The sequence below is a fragment of the Paenibacillus sp. UNC451MF genome, from assembly GCF_000686845.1.
Classification (GTDB): domain Bacteria; phylum Bacillota; class Bacilli; order Paenibacillales; family NBRC-103111; genus Paenibacillus_S.
Genome location: NZ_JMLS01000029.1, coordinates 21,476 through 45,849, shown reverse-complemented (window position 1 = coordinate 45,849; position 24,374 = coordinate 21,476). Strand labels below are relative to the sequence as shown.

Below are 24,374 nucleotides of genomic sequence, written 5' to 3'. Positions count from 1 at the left end.
GGTTTCTTGTTTGTCTTTATTGCACTTCGTCAGCAAGCTGGTTCTTCCAAGCTTCGCTTCCATCTTGATTGCGGGTCGATTCGTGGGAAACTGTTGCTTCCTGCACGTCCCCAAAGCCCCAATGGCTCTCGGGAACATCAGGGAACACCACATCCGTACCTTTAAGAGGACCGCGATACAGCATCCGATTAATCATCGTCACTGCCTCAACTCGGCGGATACTATCATCCGGCTTGAAGGTTCCATCTTGGTACCCTGCAAGGAATTTGCCGCGGTACAATTGTTCAATAGCATCAGCAGCCCAGTGACCTTCGGTATCCTGGAAGTGATACGCTGCCGGTGCAGTGACATTCTGTTTCAAGAAGCGCGCCATAACGGATGCCAGCTCACCTCTAGAAACTTGAGCCTCCGGACGGAAGCTTCCGTCCTCGAAGCCGCTGAAATAGCCATGCTTCGTAGCAATCTTAATGTAATTAGCCGCCCAATGGTTTTCTTTAACATCCGTATAGGTAATAGCGTCATTTACCGTAACATTCTCCGTCAATCTGGCAACGATAGCCGCCAGCTCAGCACGAGTTAGCGTGTTATCCGGGTGGAACTTACCATCCGGGTATCCGAGAATATAACGTTGATGCTTGAGCTGTCCGAAACGATCGGAGAACACTTTAATTTTTACAGTAGAATCGGCTTTCACAGCATTATCGGTTCCACCGTTAACTGCAAATTGACCTGAAATGTCAAACTGAGCATCAACTGCCGTTAGAAGATCCCATTTCAAAACAACCTTGAAGCTTCCTGCTTGTCCGGCAGGCAAATCCGCAATATTCCATGTAATCGTATTGCCATTAACCGTACCGCCGTCGGCACTCACTACTTCAGCTCCTTGAGGAATGTTGAAGGTGATAACCCCAGCTCCCATCGAAGAAGCAGATGTATTTTTGTAATCAAGCGTAATCGTTGATTGGTCGCCTTCTTTGACCAGGTTCTTGTCTACAGTCAAATTCAATGATGGCTGTGCAGCAGGCGCTACATAGCTGGAGCCACCTCCTGAGCTATGGCGATCGGATGAAGGAATTCTGCGCATGGAGAAATCCAACCCTACCACATCTTGTCCTACGTGAATAATGCCGTCTTTAATATAGCTGCTCGAGCCATTGGCTGCAGGCACGTTCGGCTTCGCATCCAAGGTGCTGTAATTAATGTAACCCGGCTTGGTTGCGACAATGTAGTAATCTCCATCTGGGTATACCATCCAAGCATATTGCCCGAATGCATCCGTTATTTGCGGGTTATGGTTTTGATTCGGTGCAAAGTCAGACAGCTCCGGCAAAGTGACCAGTGTATTAGGCTTACGGCCATTTTGTCTGTTCAGCTCCGTATCAGCCCAGTACAGCTGTGTAGTTACTCCTTCAAGTACTTGTCCTGTGTAAGCATCAGTAACAACACCATAAGGATCGATCAAGGAATATACAACGCCCAATTCCCCGTTCTGATTTACCTTCACCGTTGTCGATGGTCCTGCCAATATCGTTCCATCCGGTGCTTTAATTTGATACGTAATTTTATACTCACCCTGAGGTACATTAGCTAATTCAAAATTCCCTTCAGCATCAAGCGGAAGCGTCGAAGTGAATGTATTTCCATTCATGCCTTGGATCTGTGCACTCACATTTCCGTTTCCGAACATGCTGCCTACCGTAGGCTGTGAATCTGCAGAAGAAGCAATGAACAGCGAGCCGCTAATTTTATTGGTAGAATCAATTTTCTGGCCTACGCCGCTCAATTGACCTACAGTTGCTGTTTGCGTTTGCTTTAAGGTTACCGTTTGATTCCCGATTTGTACCGGTGTTTGAATATTCATCGTGTACGTGAAGTTACCGCGAGGTACCGGGATTTGGTAAGAACCGTCCGGTCCTGTCGTTATCGTGGAATTAAAATCAATAACGCCGTCCCCGTCAAAATCAGCTGTAACCGAAACGGTTGCTCCGGAAGCTGGCTTTCCAGTCACTTGATCCATGATGATCCCATACACTGCAGCAGGCATGTACGTCATCGCTACACTTTGCTGTTGGGACAATCCGGATTTCGTATCAGTTGCTGTTGCAGTAATAACTTCACTTACAGGGATAATGCCTTGAAGAGCTGGCACCGTATACTCTGTGGAAGCAATTCCTTGCTCATTTGTAATAACAGTGACATCGTCGGCAGAGTTATTGCCAAAATGGAATGTAACCGGTACTCCAGCAACCGGTCCACCATTCGGTGAAGTTGCTTTGGCGCTCAAGGTCACCTTGGAATGACCGTCCCCTACAACCGTCTCAGGCGATGTGCTGAAGGTTAAGCTAAACTGTGGAGCTTGATCTTGCACAACAATCGTTTGCGTTGTTGTCTTGCCATCGAAGGTTACTGTAATCGTCGCTGTTCCTGGAGCTTTGGCTGTTAAAAGACCATTAGCATCCACAGTAACGATAGCAGGATTAGAGGAAATGTACGATGCCTGTTTCGTTACATCCTTAACACTCTCATCCAAGTAAACTGCACTTGTTTGGGTTTGTTGAGCAGCTCCTGTTACCAGCGTAGCATTAGCCGGATCTACTAGCAGGTCACGCAATGTTGTTGTGGTTGCCCCTGCTACACCCGAAGCCTGTGATACAATTCCATTGCTAACAGCACTTACTGTGAAGCTATGCTCCGTACCAGGTGTAAGTCCTGTTACAGTGTACTGAGTACCTGTAACACCAGAGGCAATCAATTTACCGTTATCGTAAATATTGTAGGACTGAGCACCTGGAACTGCATTCCAGCTCACAGTCGCTTCCGTTGATGTCACATCTTTCGTTGCAACTCCAGTCGGTGCTGCAATAGGTACCGTAACCGTAGCTTGAACTTTCTTGCCGTTATAAACAGCTTCAATTACGGTTGTTCCCGCTCCAATCGCCGTAACAAGACCATCTGGGTCTACTGTTGCGACGGTAGAGTTTGTCGAAGTAAAGTTCGTTTTATTCGTTACCTCAACCTTGCTTCCATCCGAATAGACGGAGGATACTACCGTTTGATGTGTAGAACCTACTGGCAGTGTATAGCTCGGGCTATCTATAGCCAGATCCAATGGGATCGGGAGCTTCACGCTATTGGAAGGAAGCGATTCAGCCGTACCCTCCGCATTGTTCGTTACTGCCGTAACGGTAAATGTAGCGAATTCTCCTGGCGTAAGTCCGGTCACATTGTAAGTAGCGCCCGTCACATTCGTAGCGTACAAAGCTCCATCTTTATACACATTGTAGTAGGTTGCAGTACTTACTGTATTCCATGTCAGCTTGTTGGCTGTCTGTGCCGTTGTTCCTGTAGACAGGTTCGTCGGTGCAGGTGGAACTTTCACGGTAGCATAAGCGCCGCCGACAGCTATGGCCGTAATGTCGCTAGGTGGATTACTTCCGAAATCCACTACAGTACTGGCTTGGCCGTTACCGTCCGATTGCATCGGGATCGTTCCTTGGGAAGTATTCAAGCTAACCGGAGCACCGGCCACAGGGTTGCCATCTACATCATATAGCGTTGCGATAACGTTATATTTTCCTGGCTCTCCTGTCGGCACTGCGTTAATTTTAACTTCCGTTGGAGCTTGCTTGTATTGATATTGGGTCGTATCGATCGGATCCAATTCGTTTACAAAATACCAGGACAGGATATCATGCGTCTCCATAGCGCCACCTGTTGCTGCAGTGAAGCCTGCGTAAACGCCCGGCTTGCCTTGGAAGATGCTTTCCAAATCAATACCCGTAACATTTAATACAGGTGTATTTGGTCGTGTAGGCGAACTGCCGATATAGACCTTCACATTATTAGTGGCACCATCATAATCAATCCACGAATAATAATCGTTACCATTAGAGAGGTTTACCGAATTAATATTCGTTGTATACCAGCCTGCTTTGTTGTTAACGTCGCCATTAACTGCAAGTCCGATATAGTTCGCCGATGGGTCGCCAAGAGCAGTGTTTTCATAGGTATCATACTTCACTGCAAAGCTAGGTTTAATTCCGCCGTACCCTATGCCTTGACCAACCGCTCCGGCATTATTGGACTGGGCTTGGATGGTGAATGTAATTCCGTCAGCCGGGCTGTTGCTTTGATTATTAGCATTCAAACGGAATTTAAAGAACGTACTGAAAGAATACTTATTTGTTGAAGTAATCATCTTTTTGTTGAAAATACTTCCAAAAACGTTACCTGTACTCTCGGTTAATCGTAATACTTTACGATTTTTATCATCTGTTATAGTTTTTGCAGTACCGTTTCTCGAGAAAAGATTCACTTGGTTTGCATTCGAAAAATCATCATTTTTAAAAGTGACCCATTTCGTGTTATCCGGTGCAGCGGCTCCCACCGTTAACGGCTGCATCATGGTGACCAGCATACACAGCATAATCACCCATGACAACCATTTAGCTGTATTTCGTTTCATTTCCTTTTGACTCCTTTTCATATCCTAGTGACTTGTAATTCTAAACTTTAGCTATACTACATCGTCCTCTCAAAACCCCCATCACGTCCCTCCCTCTATTAACGAATTCTGCATTGCTACCATTCCTAGTTCCAAATTATACAAGCACGATCTAAACAATTTTTGAACAAGATTCACCACGATTCGACTTTCACTTCATCAAGACTAGTACTTCAAGCCTAATTTCGATAAAATGACAAATAACCTGATCCGACAGTTTGCCGGTTTCAGGTTATTTTAGAGTAACATTTGTTGTTTGATTACTTACTTAGGACGACGAAGCAGACGAATAAACAGAACGAGTCCGATGATGAATACAAGCCCGACCGCAGCCGCCATCCAAATTAAGGAGCGGTTCGACCCCGAAGCACTTGCCGTACTCGTAGCAGGAGTCGTGGTCTGCATTCCTTTGAGATCAAAGGACAGAACTTCGTTGGACTTACTCATGACAACAACCTGACTGGATTTCTGTTCATTGTTTAGAAACTTTAACAAGTTGACATGCATGAATGTATCTTTGGCTTTGTTGCTTTCTCCCGCCTGGAATACCGCCATGATACGCTCTTTATCCCATACTGATGTTTGAATCCATGCCGCATAGTCGGTCGTTTCATTAATAATGTTAGAATTAACGGTCGGATACTGACTGCTGCCCGGGCTCATCATCAGTTGGTCCTTAAAGTTATTAAGAGCTTCGAACGAGTCGGGATTTCCGACGACAATGACATTGCGTCCTTTAAGCTTTTGCTCCAGATCTGGCTCCTGATCCTGCACAATATCGATTGACGCATTGGCAGACGACCCGTTCGTCATATCCCGGATCATAGCAGCCAATTGACTTAAAAGCACCCCATCGACTTCCTTTGGTAACAGGAATACGGTACGGTCCAGACCCTGGTCTCCAACAAATGGGGATGGCCAGTTTTTAAAGCTGGTTTCTTTTTGAATCTCATGAGGCAGCTGGAGAGTGCTGCTTTTATCTATGAAAATCCATTTGCCGTTATCCGATTTTGGACCGCACACGTTATGAGCCTCGTTCAAGTGGGCAGTGAAGGTCATGGTCAATGTATTGGATTGATTCGACTTCAAATAAGGGCCAAGCGCTATAGGAAGAAGATAGCTGTCATCTTCCTTTTTGGATTTCATAATATCCGCAAATGCGAATGTTTTGGGAATGTCATTAATGACAACCGTTAATCCGGCACTGTCGGTCGTAGCAGAAACATTCTTGCTTTTATTCTTGTCGTTAACCTCGACAGCCTCATTCTGCAATAAAGGGGAAACCCGAACCTTTAACAGCAATTGGCTTTCTCCGGTCAGACTCCAGAAAGAAGGAATCGTGTAAGTCAACCGATCGGAACTCGTGCTTGTCTTATCTAGCTTGATGTTGGCAATACCCATGGATTCGAATGTGATAGGCTTCGCAGAATCCTGCGCATCAGGCGCTGCGGATTGATCATTGATAACTAAATGGTTACCGGCGAGCTGATCAACGTATTTTTTCTCCGTCAGTACATGAATCTGGTCTTTGATGACCTTATCTGCTGCAGCTGATACAAGAAGCACTTGTCTGCTTTCATTGCTTGCTTGGTTTTTTACCGCAAAGGTATCCAGACTTAGCTGGCGATCCTTCACCTGAATCGGACTTTCCGCTATCATTTGCTTGACGGGCCCGCTCCATGAATCGATACTCCCAAGAGCAGCTGCGGGAAGAAGGAGATCCTTATTCAGCCATTCGGATTCCGTCATAACAGGGGTTGCCCGTTTCGTCGCGGTCTTGGATGAGAAATAAGCAGCCAGACGCATCGCCGAAGATATTACATCTGAAGAGGGATGATCCGGCACCATAACGGCTCCGTACATTTCATCCTGAATGCCCTGCTCTACGAAAGGAAACGGATAGCTTCTGAGCGCATCCGCCGTCGTGAATGACGTTGTCGTGTTCAGGAAAACAACCGAAGAACGGTTGATCTTCAGCCAGTTCGCCGGATTCTCCTCATCATCGCATAAATCGTTGGAGATGGTGCTGTGCTTTTCAATCGTCACGCTATGGAAGCCCGGGGCAACGTCCTCACTGCCAAGATAAATCCGATTCACAAGACGAGAGCTAGTTTCCTTGGTTAACAATATGCTTTTGAGCGGTCTACCGTCGATCGAGATGGTCATCGTAGACGTCGAAGGCAGCAGCAGCTCCGAGTAGCTGATATCCAAGTCAATATAGCTTCCGTCAGCTACATCCGCCTTGGGAACACTGTAATACAGCTGCTGCGTACTATCCACCCTTGTCATGGATATATTCTCATTCGCGAGATGAGACAAGTAACCAGGAGTTGAAGAAGAAATATTGGAGCTGAATGTCGCTTGGGCCCCGTCACGAACATATGATGAAGATATATTGATCTTGGAGGACCCGCCGGTTTCGGCATAGGATACGATCGGTTGAGCTGTAAGCTGCAGAGCTAAAAGACTGATGCTGCTGTACAGAACGGTCTTGCGATAAGCTTTCATTCGTATAAACACCTTTCAAAGCATAGTAAAAATCAGGATGAAACACTTTCTTGTTTTTTCGGTTTCTGAAAGCGCTCCGTCTTGTACCACTTGGTTTCTTGCTTGAAGATGACCCGCTTCATTTCCAAGTACAAGGCATAGAGCACGAGAAGAATCCAAAATTGCGAATACGTAAAATACATAAGAGATACGATAAAAAAGTTTTTCGAATTGAGCTCTGTTTTCTCAATGCCAAGAGCTATCATCACTTCAGTAATGTATAAGAAGTAAGCCAAAATCCAAAGAATGATCGAGACCATCCCTACATTGAGATGAAGGTCTGTGAACAAATTGACGACGAATAAACCGTCTGACACGATGACGCCGAAAAAGAATAGAAAGTAAGTGAAGAAAAAATAAATCAAGTCAAATACGATGCTTTTGCGTTTCAGCGTAAACAGCTTGGCCATAAATTTAAGAACGACATATTGGTTGCCTCGCGCCCATCGTGTGCGCTGCTTCCACCATACCTTCCACGTTTCCGGCTCTTGCTCCCATGTAATGGCGGCAGGAAAGAATCGAATATGGTAGCCCATGTTATAAACGCGGATCGTCAGCTCCGTATCCTCCGCCAACGCTTTCTCATCCCAACCACCCAACTCCTCTATGATGCTGCGCCTGATGGCAAAGTTGGTTCCGGGAATCGTCGCAACCCCGAACCAGAAGAATCGGCCGGCCTGCGCCATCCATTGAAAACAAATCGTTTCAATATTAATAAAGCGTGTCAGCAGCGTCTGAGCGGCATTGATAACGCGGAATTTCCCGACAATAGCTCCGGCCTTCGGATCATTAAGCATCGCCAGCACCAGATAGTATACGGCCTTCCGCTCCGGCGTATTGTCGGCATCATAGACCACAATAACGTCACCTGTGGCATGCTTGAAGCCATGGTTCAATGCCCCGGACTTGCCTCCGCCGATGTTGGGGGGTCTCAGATGTACAACCTTCAATCGGTCATACCGGCTCGCATAGCTGTCCGCAATCTCTCCCGTTCGATCCTTGGAGTTATCGTCGATCACAATGATTTCGAGTAGATCCTTCGGATACTCCAGCTTCAGCATCGCTTTAATCGTTCTCTCGATCACGACCTCTTCATTATGCGCCGGGATCATAACGCTCACTTTAGGCCAGACATACTCCTTCTTCTCCCACTCTGGAACGGGCTTTCGGAAGCGAAGATAATGCAAATAGCCGCCCTGCATGAGAAACATGTGATATAGCAGCATTAGCCAAATAACGGTTAATGAAGTATAAAACAATAGATTAGCCACTGATGTTTCGCTCCTCGAATAATTGTTTACGCAGATTCATCCTCATGCTGATGGTATAAAGGAAAAACATCAGAACCATGATAGCCACAAGGATGGCAACTCCCCACAGGATCAGCTGAACGCCACCAAGCTGCTTCAATGTCTTGACAACCTGCTTGGCCTCTGATCGTGGAGCCGTATTGGTATACTGGATTTGCCCCTGTGAATCCGTCAAAATCGTAATGTCCGGCGCCTTCACGGATGCATTCATCTTCTTTAAATCCAGCCATTTTATATTCGGCACACGCTCGACATGAGAGATGAAAGTTTTCAATTTCTCCAAACCCAGATAAGGGTGATAGAACATCCCCATCATGCCGCCATCAATGAACTGCATACCTGCGATTTTTTGATCCAGGTCGGTCTCCGGCGTGGACGAGACATCATCGTAATATCCAATCGTCTCAGGAAGCAGGGTCATTCCATGCAGAAATGACGGTGTTGATCTATAGGGCGATTCCCCCATATGCTCCCAGTCGCTGTTGCTGACCTGAGTCTGACCCAATACATAATTGAAATAGTGCGATACGATTTCGTACCCGGTTTGACTCATAACATAGTGGGGTGCCTCGAACCCTAGCGGATATAAACCCAAATCCGTCAGCTCCTGAATACCGCTCACGATTCTGGAATCTATATACTGTTTCTCGAAGGCTTGAAGCTGCTGCATGTAGCGGTCATATTCTTCTTTGGAGGAAAATTCATGCCGTTTTCTCACCTTGGTTTCTTGATCTGAAGGGCCCCATATTGGCGTGTTATTCAACACATCCCAGAACTCAAAGCCTTCCCCTGTCTCGGAAGACCTGTATTGATGCGTATAGCCATGCAGTAGAATGCTAGCCCCGCGTTCTTGCAGATGCCGCAGCACCTCGACGATAGCCGGAGAATCGGACAAATGAAGCTGCTGGTTGGTCTGATTATTGGTATAGATCGGGATGAGTGCTATCATGAACGGAATCCCTTTATCAGCCAAGTAATCCCCGGTCTGCTTCAACAGCTTCGGATCTGACATAGGGTGGACATCCTCAAGACGAATATAAGCCGTGTGCCCGGCAGTCAGCTGACTACCAAAAAAATCAGCCAAGCCTCTGCTTAAATATCGATTGAATGGAACATCCAGGTTGTCCGCCGCATAATAGGCGCTGTTCTCGTATTGAGCAAATAACGGAAACGAGGCATCGCCTCTCCAGCCTTCAAAAAGGGCCTTCCCTTGATTCAGCTCGACTTGGGTAATCGGATAAGTGGAATCCAGAAACTGGTATATCGGTTCATCGGTTGAAGGATCTGCCTTAGAAACTTGATTGATATAAACCCTCTCACGGATCGTCATAAAAGAAAATCGCGAACGGAACTGCTCTATATTGGCTCCAGCCACCAATGCCGGCCCCTTAAATTGCGTAACCAGCTGAATAACTTCGGCAGGAAGCTTCTTCTTCGTGCCGCCGTAGTAAACAAGATGAGTCACATCCTTCAGATCGCTGCTCGTTACGGATTCGTCATCCTGAAACTTTATGCTTCGTGCAAATTGCCCTAACAGCAAATCCAGCAATCTCACCGAGTCGTTAATCGAACCGGATTGTGTGGAATAAATGACTAATACCTTATTGTCTTCAGGAACCGGACTATCAGCCAAAGCAGTAACTGGAACAAGCTGGAGTATTACCAAGAAAAACAGACTGACCAGAACCGAACGGCGTATGAAATTATTGCATATATGCATCAAGCTCTTCGAATGCAAGTTGAATCAACTCCGAGTAATCATTCAATTGTTGATCAAAGCTGGCCGAGCCGAATGAAACCGTAATGGTCACTTCTTTTTTCCCGTTCGCCAGTCTATGATGTCTTAGCTGCTCTTCCATTTTGTCGAGCACGAAATGGACGTTCTCCGCTCCTGTATTAAATAAAATGACCGCAAACGTATCGTCCTCAAGTCTAAACTTGCGATCGCTGATCCGCGTTTGCTTCCATAACACTTCGGATAGGGACTTGACCAAAAATTTCTTTTCTTCGAGTCCATACAGCCGTTCAAATTCCGCAAAGTATTTGCACCGGATCAAAAAAAGCGTAAATGGCGTTCCCGTTCGAATCGACCGCTTGAATTCTTCCTCCAGCTCAAAATAAAAACGTTTTTTATTATCAAACCCGGTCACTTCATCAATCGTCACGAGTTCATCAAATTTGCCATTCATTTCTTTATTCTCGTTAGTTACCGTCGTAGTCCACCGGTGGAGAACGCCTCCTATGACTGCGGCTGCTCCTATTGCAACCATCCAGATTACGATTTCCTTCACCGACAACGTGTTGGCCGCAGCAAAAAACGCATTCCAGATAAGTACCGTACCGAGCAAAAACATAACGGCAAGACTGAGGCCAAGTCCGAACAGCAATCCGCCTAGCAAGCTTACTAGGGTAATGATGAGGGCGCTTGAGAACAACAAAGTGGTTGACCACGGAATTTGCTTATAGCCGGTAACATAGAGGCAAAGCGCGATAACAAACAAGAAGAAGCAGGTTTGTACGATGAAGAAGGTTGTCTGCTTATTGTAAAATCCTTGCATTATAAAGCTTCCTTTCTGCTAACAAGGGAACGAGATTATCAAAAATATGAGTATCTGTTTGCCGGTAGTCTATGTAGCCCCCGTAATATTCGCTGGCGGGATTTAATGTCTGAAAGCGAATCATGCGATAATATAAATCTTTGGCAAGCTCGCTGTCGTTATGTTCCAATGCGCATAGAATCGCTAGCCCGTACACCGATGGAGACTCATATTCAACAGCCCGCTGCTTGCTCGCTATGTCATATTTCCCGTATAACACGTGATCGTTTTGAAAAGCTTCCTTCAAAAAAGCCCAAAACTCTGAATCCTTCTGTCCGAACTTAGCCCGGGAATATTCCACAAACAGCTGGTCCAGCAGATTAACTTGATCATGAAATTCAAACCGTTCCTCATCGACATGATAGTTAAACGGATAAAAACCATTTTGCAACGGGAGATCGATCATGAATGTTTTGGTCTTCTGATACAATCCCTCGCTGATTTTACTTTGTTCGTAAAGACTGGTTAGCGCAGTCGCATCTAAATAAGATAGCGTAATAACATTGCTTGGCCATTTTTTATCCATATCGTAGAAGTCTCTGAAAGTGCCATTAACGACCTGCTTGCTTACCACACTTTTCGTAATCGAGTCCGCTGTTTTCTTGAATTCCGCATCCTGCCATTTGGCTCCGGCACTGTATAAGGAATAAGCAATTCGTAAATCGTCGACAAGCGCATTCGTCGTTGCCGATGTATTCGTAGGCCCAACCTTCCAGGCGATCCAGCCATCTGGCTTCATGAAGCTTGTTTTAACGATCTCCGCGTTTTGGCGAAAGAGCGCCGGATCGCCTTTTTCAAGCGCATATTGCAGCCAAAATCCCATCGATTCGGATAAAGCGTCATGACCTGCCGCGGTTTGCGGATCTTTGGATTCTTTGGGCAGCAGATAGGTTCTTAGCGTGCCATTCTCATTGATCATATGGGATTGAATGAATTGCTCTCCGGGAAGCAGACGTACCCGCTCTACTGCTGCCTCATTGCTTTGGGAATTCACATCCGTTACCGCCTTGTATTTGTTATCGATGGGCAATAGCATGTAAGCAGCTATAGCTGCCACAATGACGCTCATGCTCCATATACTCTTTTTTAACAATGCCACGGCTTTCCTCCTGAATATCGGTTTATTTCCTATTTAAGATGTATATAAAAAAATGAAGATATTGTCGAAATATAGTTCTTTATTTCCATATAAAGTAATATTTATAGGCTTTAAGACCTAATTCTATCATACATGCTCCAACTGAACAAATTAACATCCTGTGACAATTGCCCACTAGGAAATGGATTGCGGAATCCATTTCTCACAGAACTAGAATCTCTCGGATTTGCAAGCTTCTCTCCCTGCTCAAATCTATAAACTCATCCTCCAGCTTGATTAGAGGCGCTTCCAGCTGGTGAGGATTTAGGTAGACGACCTCTCCTACTCTTCCATCGGTCAGCACCACTTGCTTTCCGATTAATCTTCTAATCATATTTTCAATAAAAAGCGAAATAATTCTCGGATCGAGCTCCCCGAAACGGCCGCGCTGCATTTGGCTGACGATCTCATGAAATGGAAGCGGATCATGATAGGGGCGCTTGGAAGACATGGCGTGAAAAATGTCGGCAACGGCGACAATCGAGCTTAGAGGATCGATCTTAGGCTTCAAGAGGCCAAGCGGATACCCTTTCCCGTCTTCACGTTCATGGTGCTGCAGAGCAACGAGTGCGATTCTATGGCTAATTCCTTGCGTTTCTCTTAGCATCTCGTATCCGAATATCGTATGCTTCTTCACCAGCTCGTACTCGGCATCGGTTAATTTGCCAGGCTTGTTCAATATTTCATCGGGAATTTTCACTTTCCCTATATCATGCAGCGTAGCTGCAAGAGACAAATTCGCAAGCTCCGGCTCACTAAAGTTCATCCATCTGCCGATCAGTGTCGATAGTACGCCTACTCCAATATTATGCTGGTAAGTGTAATCATCCTTGGCTCTTACCATTTCAAACAAATGAAAAATATTGTCTTTCATTGCTATATGATGAATAACCGGTAATATTTCTTTTCTAATTTCTATGACCGGAATTTTGCGGGAGCTCCTGATTGATTCAATAAGCTCCTTGGAGGCATCTACCGTTTGTTTGAGCACCGCCATGGATTCCGTATCTTCTTCATAAATAGTTGAATCGATTACTATAGAATCAAGAGATATTTTGTGATTTATTAGCACGGCTAGCTCGTCAGAAGTAATGACGGTTCGGGCAGGGAGGACCGTAGCGCCATAGGCGTTTATAATATCATGCTTTACTTTTCTACCTAACAGATGATCCATAAACAACCTCCATGTTGAGTTGGTCCTTGCCTGCCTACCGTAAGCAGCACGACAGTGATTGTTGTCATAGATCCCAATTATATAAACAGGCACTAAACAAATTCTGAACAATAACGACAAATTCAGAGAGGATTCGCCTCGCTTTTGTCGAAACTACTCCTATTATGAAGAACAACAAAACGAAAACGTTGATCATTGTCGTTGTATTTTTAATTATATTGACAGGGATCCGTCTGCTCTGGAACAGCATCAATGCTATCCCTGAGCATCCTGAAGCTATTCAAGGGGTCCTTGATTTAAGGGATTGGGATTTTAAAACCAAGCCCATCATGACGCTGGACGGACAATGGGAGTTTTTCCCCTATACCTTTCTGCAGTCCGACAGCAATCGTATCGCGGCGGCCTCTGGGCAAAGCAGCTATCTCCAAGTGCCGGGACATTGGCTATCTGCCTTCTCGAGCGATCCATCGGCATCTTATTATTATGGAACGTACCGGTTGCGCATCCTTATCAACGACGCTTCCAAATTAACGTACGCCGTCCGCGTCGCCAACATTCAATCGGCATCCAAGCTGTATGTAAACGGGCAATTGCTTGAAGCGGTCGGACAAATCGGGGAGCTGGAAGAGCATTACGCTTTTCGTAACATTCCGTATTCGGCGGATTTCCAGCCGGACGGCGGAGAGATTGAACTCGTCATTCAGGCGGCCAATAAGAAGGTGGTTGGAGACGGAGGCATCATTCGCCCCATTCAATTCGGGGAGGAGCACGCCCTACTCATCAGGACATGGATTTCCATAGGTTCGCAGCTGGCTGTGTGTATCATCTTATTGATTCACGCTATTTATGCTGTTCTGCTGTATGTAATAGGCTCGCGGCAAAAGGCATCCATTACGTTCTCCCTATTGGCTATCAGCGCCATGGTTTCCATCCTTGTAGACGATGAACAGCCGCTGCTGACATGGATCCCATTTAATTACGAGTGGACGATCAGACTGTTCTTTGCATCCTACACCTGTATCGCACTCTCCTTGTTTCAGCTTGCCAATCAATGGTTCAGACATTCAAGCTACCGGGTCTTCAGCCAATTTCAGCTTATTTGCGGGATTTATCTCGCCTTTATCCTACTGGCTCCGGTCTACTGGGTCATGCACTCATCGTATGTGCTGATCAGCATGATCTTGCTCTCGGGTGTTATATTCTCAATACTTATCCTAAAGATGGCCATGAAGAGCACTCAGGATATGATCTTTCTGCTGCTTGGTATTACCGCCGTCACGTCGAGCGTCTTGTGGGGCTGTATCAAAAACATCATGCATGTCGAGTTCGGGTACTACCCGTTTGATATCATCGCCGCTTTATTGGCTTTTGCCGCCTTCTGGTTCAAGCAATATTTCCGTACGGCTGAGCAGACCGCTGCTCTAGCGCAAAAGCTTCAAAAGGAAGATAAGTTAAAAGATGACTTTCTCGCCAACACATCGCATGAACTGCGAAATCCGCTGCACGGCATTATCAATATCGCTCAATATGTCCTTAACAATGAACATAGAAGCATGGCGGACAGCAACAAGAAAAATCTCGAGCTCTTGATTACCGTCGGGCGACGCATGTCGTTTCTGCTGAACGATCTTCTGGACATAACCCGTCTGAGAGAGAAGCGTGTACGGCTCCATACCAGCAGTGTACAGGTTCAATCGGTCGCCGCTGGCGTTGTGGACATGCTCAGCTTCATGACGGACGGCAAGCCCGTGAAGATAAGGCTCCATATTTCAGATTCATTCCCTAATGTATCGGCAGATGAAAATCGTCTGACGCAAATCCTGTTCAATCTCATTCAAAATGCAATTAAATTCACTAATGAAGGTACGATTACGATCGGAGCTCGTTTAAAGAATGGAATGGCCTATATCGATGTCGAGGATACAGGCGTCGGTATAGACGAAGCTATGATACAAGTTGTATTCCAGCCCTACGAGCAAGCGGATTCCAGTATGACGTCCATTGGAGGCGGAATTGGGCTTGGGTTGAGTATTTGTAAGCAGCTGGTGGAGCTGCATGGAGGCACTTTGGACGCAGCATCGAAGCCTGGTCAAGGCAGCGTGTTCACCTTTTCCCTGCCGCTCGCTGAACCAGCCGGACAGCCAGCACAGTCTGCTGTTGAAGAAGACAAGCCATCTGCATCCGTTAAGGATCTCGTACTTTCCTCTGTCGGAATGATGGCTGCGGCCTCTGCATCTATGCCCAGCGTTCCCGAACAGACCTCCAAAATATTAGTCGTGGACGACGATCCCTTGAATTTAAAAATATTGAACGGCATGCTTTCAGCCGAAGGCTACGATATCGTCACCGCCAATTCTGGCAAAGAGGCGCTGGAGCTGGTGCACAACGGTTCTTGGGACCTGGTCATCGCCGATGTCATGATGCCGTACATGTCAGGCTATGAGCTGACCCGAACTATCCGCGCCCAGTTCAAAGTATCCGAGCTGCCTATCCTGCTATTGACGGCACGCAGCCATCCCGAGGATATTACGACCGGATTTCATGCCGGTGCCAACGACTATGTCATTAAGCCTGTGGAGGCTTATGACCTGAAAGCCAGAGTCCGGTCGCTGATCGATTTGAAGTTGTCCGTCGAGGAGCGGCTTCGCATGGAAGCCGCATGGCTGCAGGCTCAAATCAAGCCTCACTTCTTCTTCAATACGATCAATTCAATATCTGTACTTAGTGATTTCGATACGGATAAAATGAAGCAGCTGCTTGGTGAGTTCGCGGCTTATTTGCAAAAAAGCTTTGATTTCCAAAATTCCGAGCAGCTTGTTTCGCTTCATCGCGAGCTTGAGCTCGTTCGCTCCTATCTGGCGATTGAAAGTGTTAGGCATGAGGACAGGATGCGCATCGAGTGGGATATCGACGACAAGCTTCAGCTTCAGCTTCCTCCTTTATCTATCCAGCCTATCGTAGAAAATGCGCTGAATCACGGTATTCTCAAGAACGCGCGAGGCGGAACGATTGCCATTCAGGTAAAAGATCATGAAGACTATGCGGAAATTCGAATTACTGATAACGGCATGGGCATGAATGAGACGAGACTGTCGGAACTATTGAACAGTCCTAAGGATAAAAAACGGGGCATCGGACTCGTTAATACCGATCGTCGCTTAAAGAACATATATGGAAGAGGCCTGGCTATCGAGAGCACTTCGGGCCAAGGCACTACGGTTTCTTTTCAGATTCCCAAATGATTGATAAATCTAAAAGGCAGCCGCTGCGGCTGTCCTTTCACTTAAAAAGATGTCATGAAACGATTATTAAAGAAATACATTATGATGATTATGAGTTCTTCTTGCAGGGTGCGAGCCTCCATTCATTCAGGCAATGGGATTCTTCTCTCAAGAAGAGCTTCTTTGCGTTTTACAAAATGCAAAAATCTTATTCAATGGAGGGATGTTATGGGTTTATCTTCTAGAAAGTATTTAGCCGAGTTCATCGGAACATTCGTACTTGTTCTATTCGGCTGCGGCAGCGCTGCGACAGCGGGGGGCGAGCTCGGTTATCTGGGAATCGCCTTCGCATTCGGCTTGTCGATTGTAGCGATGGCCTACGTCATCGGTCCCGTCTCGGGCTGCCACATCAATCCAGCAGTGTCGTTAGCGATGCTATTCAGCCAAAAGCTGTCCGGTAAAGACTTCGTAGGGTATGTCATCGCACAAATAGCCGGCGCTATTGCCGGTTCGGCTCTTCTTTATGCGATTATCGATTCCACCGGCAAAGCCGTAACCAGTCTTGGACAGAATGGTTTCGGCTCAGGCTATGGGATAGGGATTTCCGTTTGGATGGCTGTCATCGTCGAAGTCGTCTTAACATTTGTCTTTATTTATACCATTCTGGGCGTTACTTCTGCCCAGGGCAATCCCGGGCTCGCAGGGCTGGTTATCGGTCTCACGCTTGTTTTCGTTCACATTCTCGGCATCGGTTTAACAGGAACGTCGGTCAACCCTGCTAGAAGCTTAGGACCTGCACTGCTGCTTGGAGGGCAGGCCCTATCGCAAGTCTGGGTATTCCTCTTAGCCCCGCTTGTCGGTGCTGTATTGGCTGCATTGGTGTTCCGATTGGTTAACAAAAGTAAGTGAAGTCATTCTGTTTGAAGAGCACCTGTTCCAGGGGCTATGATTGAAGAGAAACCCATAAAGCCTTGAAAAATTGCTAGTATGCTCCGGTGGCGTATGCCCCTCCTGCCGCTGTTGTTACCGGGAAATTTTGAACTTAATCGCTTTTCAGCGGGGATTTCCCGATAACAAAGGCGGACGCTTTCGCTCCTCCGAGGCATACCCCACCTGAATAATTTGGGTTTTCGACAATCTGAGCGCCTGTTCCAGGCGCTCTTTTTGAGTTATAGAGGTTGTTTAGTTACAGTGGATACAGAAAGCGGGGCATCGATATTATTGCAACTCGGCGACACTCAGAGAAGCATATATCCTTTCCTTTAAATCCTCCAAATCAAACGGCTTCTGAAGGTAATCGGCTGCTCCAAGCTCCATACATTCGTCATAGTGGTCTTCATAAGAAGTCATCATGATGACTTTGGCATGGGAATTGAGCATCATCAACTCCTTCAAAATTTCAATGCCGTCCATGCCAGGAATTTTAATATCGAGTAATACGATATCCGGGGCTGTCTCGTTAAACAGCTCTATTCCTTGTCTCCCGTGTCTAGCCAAGTGAACTTCGAAGCCTTCCTCAGCGAACACCTTGGACAAAAAGAGTCTAATTCCGTACTGATCATCAATGACAAGCATGGTTTTTTTTACACTCATCTGTACTTAGCAAATCCTTTCTTCTCTACTTAAGATACCCTTATCGTATCATATAGCACCCGCCCGCCCTCAGGTCTAATAGACACTTTCTATTTTCTAATTGAAAACTTCAATCCTCCGTATAAATGTGATACTGGTTTTTTCCTTTCTCCTTGGAACGATATAACGCAATGTCAGCACTTTTGCATAAAGCATCTGGGTCCACACCATGCTCTGGCGAGAGAGAAATGCCGATACTGACCGTGACCTTGTCCCCATCTAACTGTATTTCTCGAGCCGTCGACTTCCCTATCTCTTCAATGATTCGAGTCGCCATGGACTCCATCATAGGTCTCGTAACGGAGGGCATAATGATCACAAATTCATCGCCACCCAATCGTATGGCTATGTCTTCCTTTCGTGCGATAGTACGAAGACACTGCGCCACACACTTTAATAAATGATCCCCTTTGTCATGTCCAAGACGATCGTTAACCAGTTTAAAGTTATCGAGATCAATCATCAGTAATGCGGTTATTCCTTTGTTTTGGGATATGGTCATAGCCAGCATCTCCTCAAAAGCCGCCCTATTGCTCAATCCGGTTAGACTGTCATGGAAAGCAAGATACATAGGTCTGGCAACCCATCTGGATATTATGAAAGAAAGGCCGATGGAAATAATGAATACAATAAATAATTGAACTAAAAAAGTTTTCTTGTTTTGGTCAAGAACGGATTGCAAATCCTTGTCTTTATAGATGATTTCCAGCACCTTATTTTTCGTCGTGCCGATATCGTACTCGGAGATATAATGAACATAACGGTATATAGCAGGCTCGTTCCTCCATTCTCCTCTCCATTCCGTCGTTTGTCCGGTTTGAAGCGTCTGGTCGAAGGCTTTCCGTCTTTCTCCTGAAAGCTTGCGGCCATCGGCCGGTTCACCCAATGAAAAGCCGCCCGTATTCAATATGTTGATTTCATTCATGGATGGGTATTTTTGCAGCAGCTCTTCGAGCGTCTTAAAGAAATTGAATTTTTTAAAAATATTTTCATTTTGAAGAGCGTAACCAAGCTGAATGATATACTTCTTGTCACGGGTTGCCATGTAGCTGTATTTTTTGATTTTCCCCGTCTTTTGCTCAATATCGATGCCGTCATGAAAAAACTCCCCCGACATCCTTCTTTCACTCAAGACTTGTGCCAGCTTTTTGCAGCATGATCCGAAATCAAGCCCCAGATCTGCTTTAAAGCTGCTGTAGATAATTCGATTATCGGCATCAATAATATAAATATCGGAGGAGAGCCGCCTATGAAGCGCATCAAAATCCCATTGATCAAACGAAGGATTCTCGTCATACTTATTTAGCAAATAAATAGAGTTTTCTTTCAATTGCTCCGCTATGTGATCACCGAACACGAAGTAAGCCTTTTCAATCGTCTCAAGTGCATATTTAGCCATCTTCTCATTCTGCTCTACTTGATCCAATTTATGATGAATCGCTTGCTCTCTAAGTCTTTGATGATCCGTTATTGCGATGCTACATGAAATCAATATAGCAAACAAGATCAAAGTGATCGTCAGTTTTAATCTAAAACGAGATTTCAATGCCGCCCCCTCCGCCCTCGCTGTCTCTTTAATAAATAAAAACTAAGACATAGATAAATAACCCATACCTAAATGCACACAAGGCTGGGAATCGTACTGTACATAACCATAGATAGAGGCAGCTGATGACCGTCCGGTGAGCCAGCTCTCCTACTCCATATTTTAGGAACGTGGACCTACTTCTGCTATTCTATCATATGGTAATGATTTGTAAACTTGAGAATCGCATTTCTTGTCGAATCTTGGCTGTTTATCATCTGCGTTCATAAAAGCAAATAACCCGCCCTGGACTGTACCAGTGACGGGTTATTACATCGTTTCAGTTTAAGGTCATATACTCAATGCCGCGAGCTTCAGCTTCACATAGAAATGCAGCTGGCCGCTATCCTGCTCCGCCCAGATGGTACCATCGTGTGAATCCACGATGCTCTTGGCGATAGCCAGTCCTAACCCGGAACCTCCTGTGCTGGAGGTACGAGAAGCATCAACCCGGTAGAAGCGCTCGAACAGCTGCTGCAGCTCTTCATCTGTCAGCATATCCGACCGATTGCTGACCCGGATGGTCACATACCGGTGATCCCTAGAGACATTGACCGTGATAGCGCCTGGCTTCAGACTATATTTGAGCGCATTGGTGAGCAGATTCTCGAATACGCGGATCATCTTATCCACATCGATCCGGACAAGCAGCTTTTCCTTCGGAATATTGCGGATGATCGCTAGCTGTTGTTCCTCAGCCATCGTGACGAACTCTTCAAGGAGCTGATCCAAAACGTCATTGATCGGGACGCCTTCTTTGTACAGCGGCACATCGCGATTGGACAGCTTCGTATATTCGAACAGATCGTCGATGAGAAGCTTTAGCTTCTCGGATTTATTGTAAGCGATACTTACATATCCGGCAGCTTGTTCCGGTGTCTCGTACCCCTTATCGTGCAGCAGCCGGAGGTAGCCCATAATAAGAGTGAGCGGTGTACGCAGGTCATGCGATACATTCGTAATCAGTTCATTTTTCAACTGCTCATTGCGCCTCTCCTCCTCGATCCTCCGCTGTAAATCCTCCACCATCAGATTCATATCCCGTGCCAAGGAACCCAGCTCATCCTCGCTGCGCTCGATAACCCGATAGTCCAGATTGCCTGTAGCAATAATACGCAGGCCGCCTGCCAGCTCCTCCACGTAACGCATTTTCCTTTGCGTCAAGAAGTAGAACAAGAAGATGAACATGGCTATTGCGCTGAGAATCGACATGGGGCTGTCCCCTTTGCGATACGTAATGTGCGGCTGGGGAATGCCGGATACGACCAAATACGATTTTTGTCCTTTATAATTAACGGGATAAAAGCTGGAAAATTCTTTTCTATCATAATCACTGTCAGTACGGGCGTTCATCGCATTGTTAATGACATTGTGAATGTCGACATTCGTTTCCGCCGCGTTGCTGCTTCGGAAAATAACTCTCCCTTCCAAATCCGTGATGAGAACCTTGTACCTCTGGTTTTGGGCAATCCGTTTCACATGCTCTTCAAAGTCAGCTTGCCTCGAGGCGGGCGTAGGCCTGTCCTCCTCAGGCACGTCTCCAGAATGGAGATACGGGGGATCTAATTCCCGGGCAAGATTGTGAGCCTCACTATCAAAGTACGCTTCCTTCCAGACGGCTTCGTATATTTTCTCGATGTTCCACACCATTCCCCGATTACGAGCCAGAAGCTCCAGAATGGCGAACTCCCGCGGTGTAAGCTTCACTTCCTGACCTTGTACCTTGACCTCATGCGTCAAAGTATTGATCATCAGATCGTCTACTTCAATTTCATGCTCCTTGTTCACATGGGGAACATTCAGACGGGTATAGCGGCGCAGCTGGGATTTGATCCGAGCAATCAGCTCGAGCGAGTTAAAGGGCTTGCTCAAATAATCGTCCGCTCCCGAAGATAACCCCCAAATTTTGTCCATGTCCTGACTCTTGGCGGAGAGCATGATGATGGGCATATTTTTTTGCTCTCTGATTTTGAGGCAAGCCTCAATCCCGTCCATCTTCGGCATCATGATGTCAAGAACGATCAAATCGACTTCCTCCTTCTGAAGCACCTGTAGCGCCTGTTCGCCATCGGATGCCCGGAGCAGCTTGTAACCTTCGTTTTTTAAATAGATTTCCAGCATATCAATGATTTCTTTCTCGTCATCGACTAGGAGTATCGTTGATTGTGCCATCGTGCGGATACCCTCCTGTTAAGGTTTGTATTTCAGTTATATCCATTATGAGAGGACGCTCTTCTTATTACACGCATATCCATAAACGTAACAATTTGGGTGGAGAATTACAATCCCTAAGGATTGTGAGTCAGTCTAGAAACCTAAGGAACTTGAAATGTTGCCACTATACTCCAGTGGGATATACCCCTCCAGCCGCTGTTGAAACCCGTGAATTTGAATAAAAACTAGCGGTATATTCACGGATTTCAAAGGCGGACGTAAACTCCTCCGAGGCATCCCCCACCTCCCTATATAGCAAATTTCCAGAAAATAGATTTCTCAACATCCATAAAATCCCTAAGGATTGCCAAGACCACTTTCTAACATGTCATTTGACTCGCTATGGGTATTAGTATAGCTCCCGAATCTTAACAGATTGTAGAAACAATTCTTAAGAGTTTCTTAACGTTACCGATAGTGTGTTCCACACAACACAAAGAAACCCGACAAGTCTGGCCATGCCAGCGTCGGGTTTCCGTATAGGGTGATGCCTATTACACCATAATTTTGCAAATATCGTTCGTGAATTCAACAGGATCTTGAATCGGCAGCCCTTCAATCAGAAGTGCCTGGTTGTAGAGCAATTGAGTATAAAGATTGAACTTCTCTTTATCTTTGCCGTAAGCATCCTTCAGCGATTGGAATACCTCGTGGTTTACGTTGATTTCAAGCACCTTGTCCGCTTTTACATCTTGGCTGTTCGGCATCGCTTTTAATATTTTTTCCATCTCAATCGTGACTTCACCTTCTGTAGACAAGCAGACCGGATGAGTTTTCAAGCGTTTGGACGCTTTAACCTTGGTCACTCTATTCGTCAACAGCGATTGCATGGAATCGAAGAGCTCCTTGGTGCCGCTCTCCTCGTTCTCAGCCGTATTGTCATTAGCATCGGATTCAATTCCCAAATCTCCGCTCGATACAGATTTGAACTCTTTTTCTTTATAGTTCATGATCATTTTGATCGCGAACTCATCGATATCATCGGTGAAGTATAGGATTTCATAGCCTTTATCCGATACCATCTCGGTCTGCGGAAGCTTCTCGATTCTTTCAATCGATTCTCCGGCAGCATAGTAAATGTACTTCTGATCTTCCGGCATTCTCGATACGTACTCATCCAAAGTGACTAGCTTCTTCTCCTTGGAGGAGTAGAACAGAAGAAGGTCCTGAAGTACGTCCTTGTTTGCGCCGTAATCGCTGTATACACCGAACTTCAGCTGTCTGCCGAATGATTTATAGAATTGCTCATACTTGTCTCTTTCATCCTTCAACAAGCTTTGCAATTGGCTTTTGATCTTGTTCTTAATGTTTTTGGCGATTAGCGTCAGCTGTCTGTCATGCTGCAGCATTTCTCGGGAAATGTTGAGGGATAAATCCTCGGAATCAACCATCCCTTTCACGAAGCTAAAATAGTCAGGAAGCAGGTCAGAGCACTTGTTCATGATCAGCACGCCATTGGAGTACAGCTCAAGCCCTTTCTCATATTCCTTCGTGTAGTAGTCGAACGGAGTGTTCTCCGGGATAAAAAGAATTGCATTGTATACCGCGGCGCCGTCTGCGCTAATATGGATGTGCTTGAGCGGCTTATCAAAGCCGTAACGCTTCTCAAAATAAAACTGATCGTAGTCTTCCTGCGTCAGCTCGCTTTTGTTTTTGCGCCAGATCGGAACCATACTATTGACCGTTTGTTCCTCGGTGTATTCCTCAAGCTCTTCAGCGTTTTCTTCTTTCGGACGCTGCCCTTTTACATCCATCTTAATTGGATAGCGGATGAAATCGGAGTATTTCTTAATAATCGCCTTCAGTCGATACTCGTCCAAATACTCGTCGTATTGGTCATCCTCGGTGTTTTGCTTAATTTGCAAAACGATTTCCGTACCTACGGAATCCTTCTCGCAAGGAACAATCGTGTACCCGTCAGCTCCCTCGGATTCCCATTTATAGGCCTCTTCGCTGCCCAAAGCTTTACTAGTGACGGTTACCACATCAGCTACCATGAAAGCGGCATAGAAACCAACGCCGAATTGGCCGATAATGTTGTGACCGTCTTTTGCTTCATTCTCTTTTTTGAAAGCCAACGAGCCGCTCTTGGCAATTACGCCCAGGTTATTCTCAAGCTCGTCCCTTGTCATCCCGATACCGGTGTCGGAGATCGTCAGCGTACGGTTTGCTTTATCCGCAGTGACTTTAATGAAATAATTGTCTTGATTGAACACCAATTGCTCATCAGTTAATGCCTTGTAGTATATTTTGTCGATAGCATCGCTTGCATTAGAAATAAGCTCTCTTAAAAAAATCTCACGCTGCGTGTAGATGGAGTTAATCATCATTTCCAGCAATCTTTTGGATTCTGCTTTAAACTGTTGTTTGGCCACGAAAAGATCTCCTTTCAAAATAAACATCGTCAAAGTAGTTAGGTTGCTGCGCAGATGACACGAATTCAACTGCTATA

At 45.8% G+C, this 24,374-nt stretch carries 13 protein-coding genes; 2 read left to right on the top strand and 11 right to left on the bottom strand.

Annotated elements, in window-relative coordinates; genetic code table 11:
- Positions 1–16 precede the first annotated feature (16 nt).
- The 7 genes from BP97_RS0125630 to BP97_RS0125600 all read right to left on the bottom strand — a co-directional run bounded on the left by BP97_RS0125630 (position 17) and on the right by BP97_RS0125600 (position 13,270).
- The gene (locus BP97_RS0125630) at positions 17–4,465 is read right to left on the bottom strand and encodes an S-layer homology domain-containing protein (RefSeq protein WP_028551684.1); all 4,449 of its coding nucleotides are present in this window, start codon (positions 4,463–4,465) and stop codon (positions 17–19) included.
- Between the two features lie 303 nt (positions 4,466–4,768).
- Complete coding sequence (locus BP97_RS0125625; protein ID WP_028551683.1) at positions 4,769–7,012, bottom strand: cellulose biosynthesis cyclic di-GMP-binding regulatory protein BcsB; 2,244 nt, start codon at positions 7,010–7,012, stop codon at positions 4,769–4,771.
- Positions 7,013–7,044: 32 nt separating this feature from the next.
- Positions 7,045–8,322, bottom strand: coding sequence for a glycosyltransferase family 2 protein (locus BP97_RS0125620; protein ID WP_028551682.1), 1,278 nt, complete (start codon positions 8,320–8,322; stop codon positions 7,045–7,047).
- Positions 8,315–10,099, bottom strand: a complete 1,785-nt coding sequence (locus BP97_RS0125615) for a polysaccharide deacetylase family protein (RefSeq protein ID WP_028551681.1) — start codon at positions 10,097–10,099, stop codon at positions 8,315–8,317. The genes BP97_RS0125620 and BP97_RS0125615 overlap by 8 nt, the downstream gene beginning before the upstream one ends.
- Complete coding sequence (locus tag BP97_RS0125610; protein ID WP_028551680.1) at positions 10,065–10,919, bottom strand: GGDEF domain-containing protein; 855 nt, start codon at positions 10,917–10,919, stop codon at positions 10,065–10,067. The genes BP97_RS0125615 and BP97_RS0125610 overlap by 35 nt, the downstream gene beginning before the upstream one ends.
- Positions 10,900–12,057, bottom strand: a complete 1,158-nt coding sequence (locus BP97_RS37405) for a glycosyl hydrolase family 8 (protein ID WP_051620963.1) — start codon at positions 12,055–12,057, stop codon at positions 10,900–10,902. Before BP97_RS37405 ends, BP97_RS0125610 begins: the two co-directional genes overlap by 20 nt.
- Positions 12,058–12,259: 202 nt before the next feature.
- Positions 12,260–13,270: an HD-GYP domain-containing protein gene (locus BP97_RS0125600; protein WP_028551679.1), complete on the bottom strand. Its 1,011-nt coding sequence runs from the start codon at positions 13,268–13,270 to the stop codon at positions 12,260–12,262.
- Between the two features lie 164 nt (positions 13,271–13,434).
- Here BP97_RS0125600 and BP97_RS0125595 point away from each other — a divergent pair, with 164 nt between their 5' ends.
- Both BP97_RS0125595 and BP97_RS0125590 read left to right on the top strand, forming a co-directional pair.
- Positions 13,435–16,512, top strand: a complete 3,078-nt coding sequence (locus BP97_RS0125595) for an ATP-binding protein (RefSeq protein ID WP_028551678.1) — start codon at positions 13,435–13,437, stop codon at positions 16,510–16,512.
- Between the two features lie 207 nt (positions 16,513–16,719).
- Positions 16,720–17,400, top strand: coding sequence for an MIP/aquaporin family protein (locus BP97_RS0125590; protein WP_036746528.1), 681 nt, complete (start codon positions 16,720–16,722; stop codon positions 17,398–17,400).
- A gap of 309 nt (positions 17,401–17,709) precedes the next feature.
- Here BP97_RS0125590 and BP97_RS0125585 read toward each other — a convergent pair whose 3' ends face one another.
- From BP97_RS0125585 to htpG, 4 genes are all read right to left on the bottom strand, one after another.
- Positions 17,710–18,084: a response regulator gene (locus tag BP97_RS0125585; RefSeq protein ID WP_028551676.1), complete on the bottom strand. Its 375-nt coding sequence runs from the start codon at positions 18,082–18,084 to the stop codon at positions 17,710–17,712.
- 109 nt (positions 18,085–18,193) lie between these two features.
- Complete coding sequence (locus tag BP97_RS0125580) at positions 18,194–19,669, bottom strand: GGDEF domain-containing protein (protein ID WP_028551675.1); 1,476 nt, start codon at positions 19,667–19,669, stop codon at positions 18,194–18,196.
- A gap of 330 nt (positions 19,670–19,999) precedes the next feature.
- Positions 20,000–21,880, bottom strand: coding sequence for an ATP-binding response regulator (locus BP97_RS39840; RefSeq protein ID WP_081824361.1), 1,881 nt, complete (start codon positions 21,878–21,880; stop codon positions 20,000–20,002).
- Between the two features lie 536 nt (positions 21,881–22,416).
- Positions 22,417–24,297, bottom strand: a complete 1,881-nt coding sequence (gene htpG, locus BP97_RS0125570; RefSeq protein ID WP_028551674.1) for a molecular chaperone HtpG — start codon at positions 24,295–24,297, stop codon at positions 22,417–22,419.
- Positions 24,298–24,374: the final 77 nt, after the last annotated feature.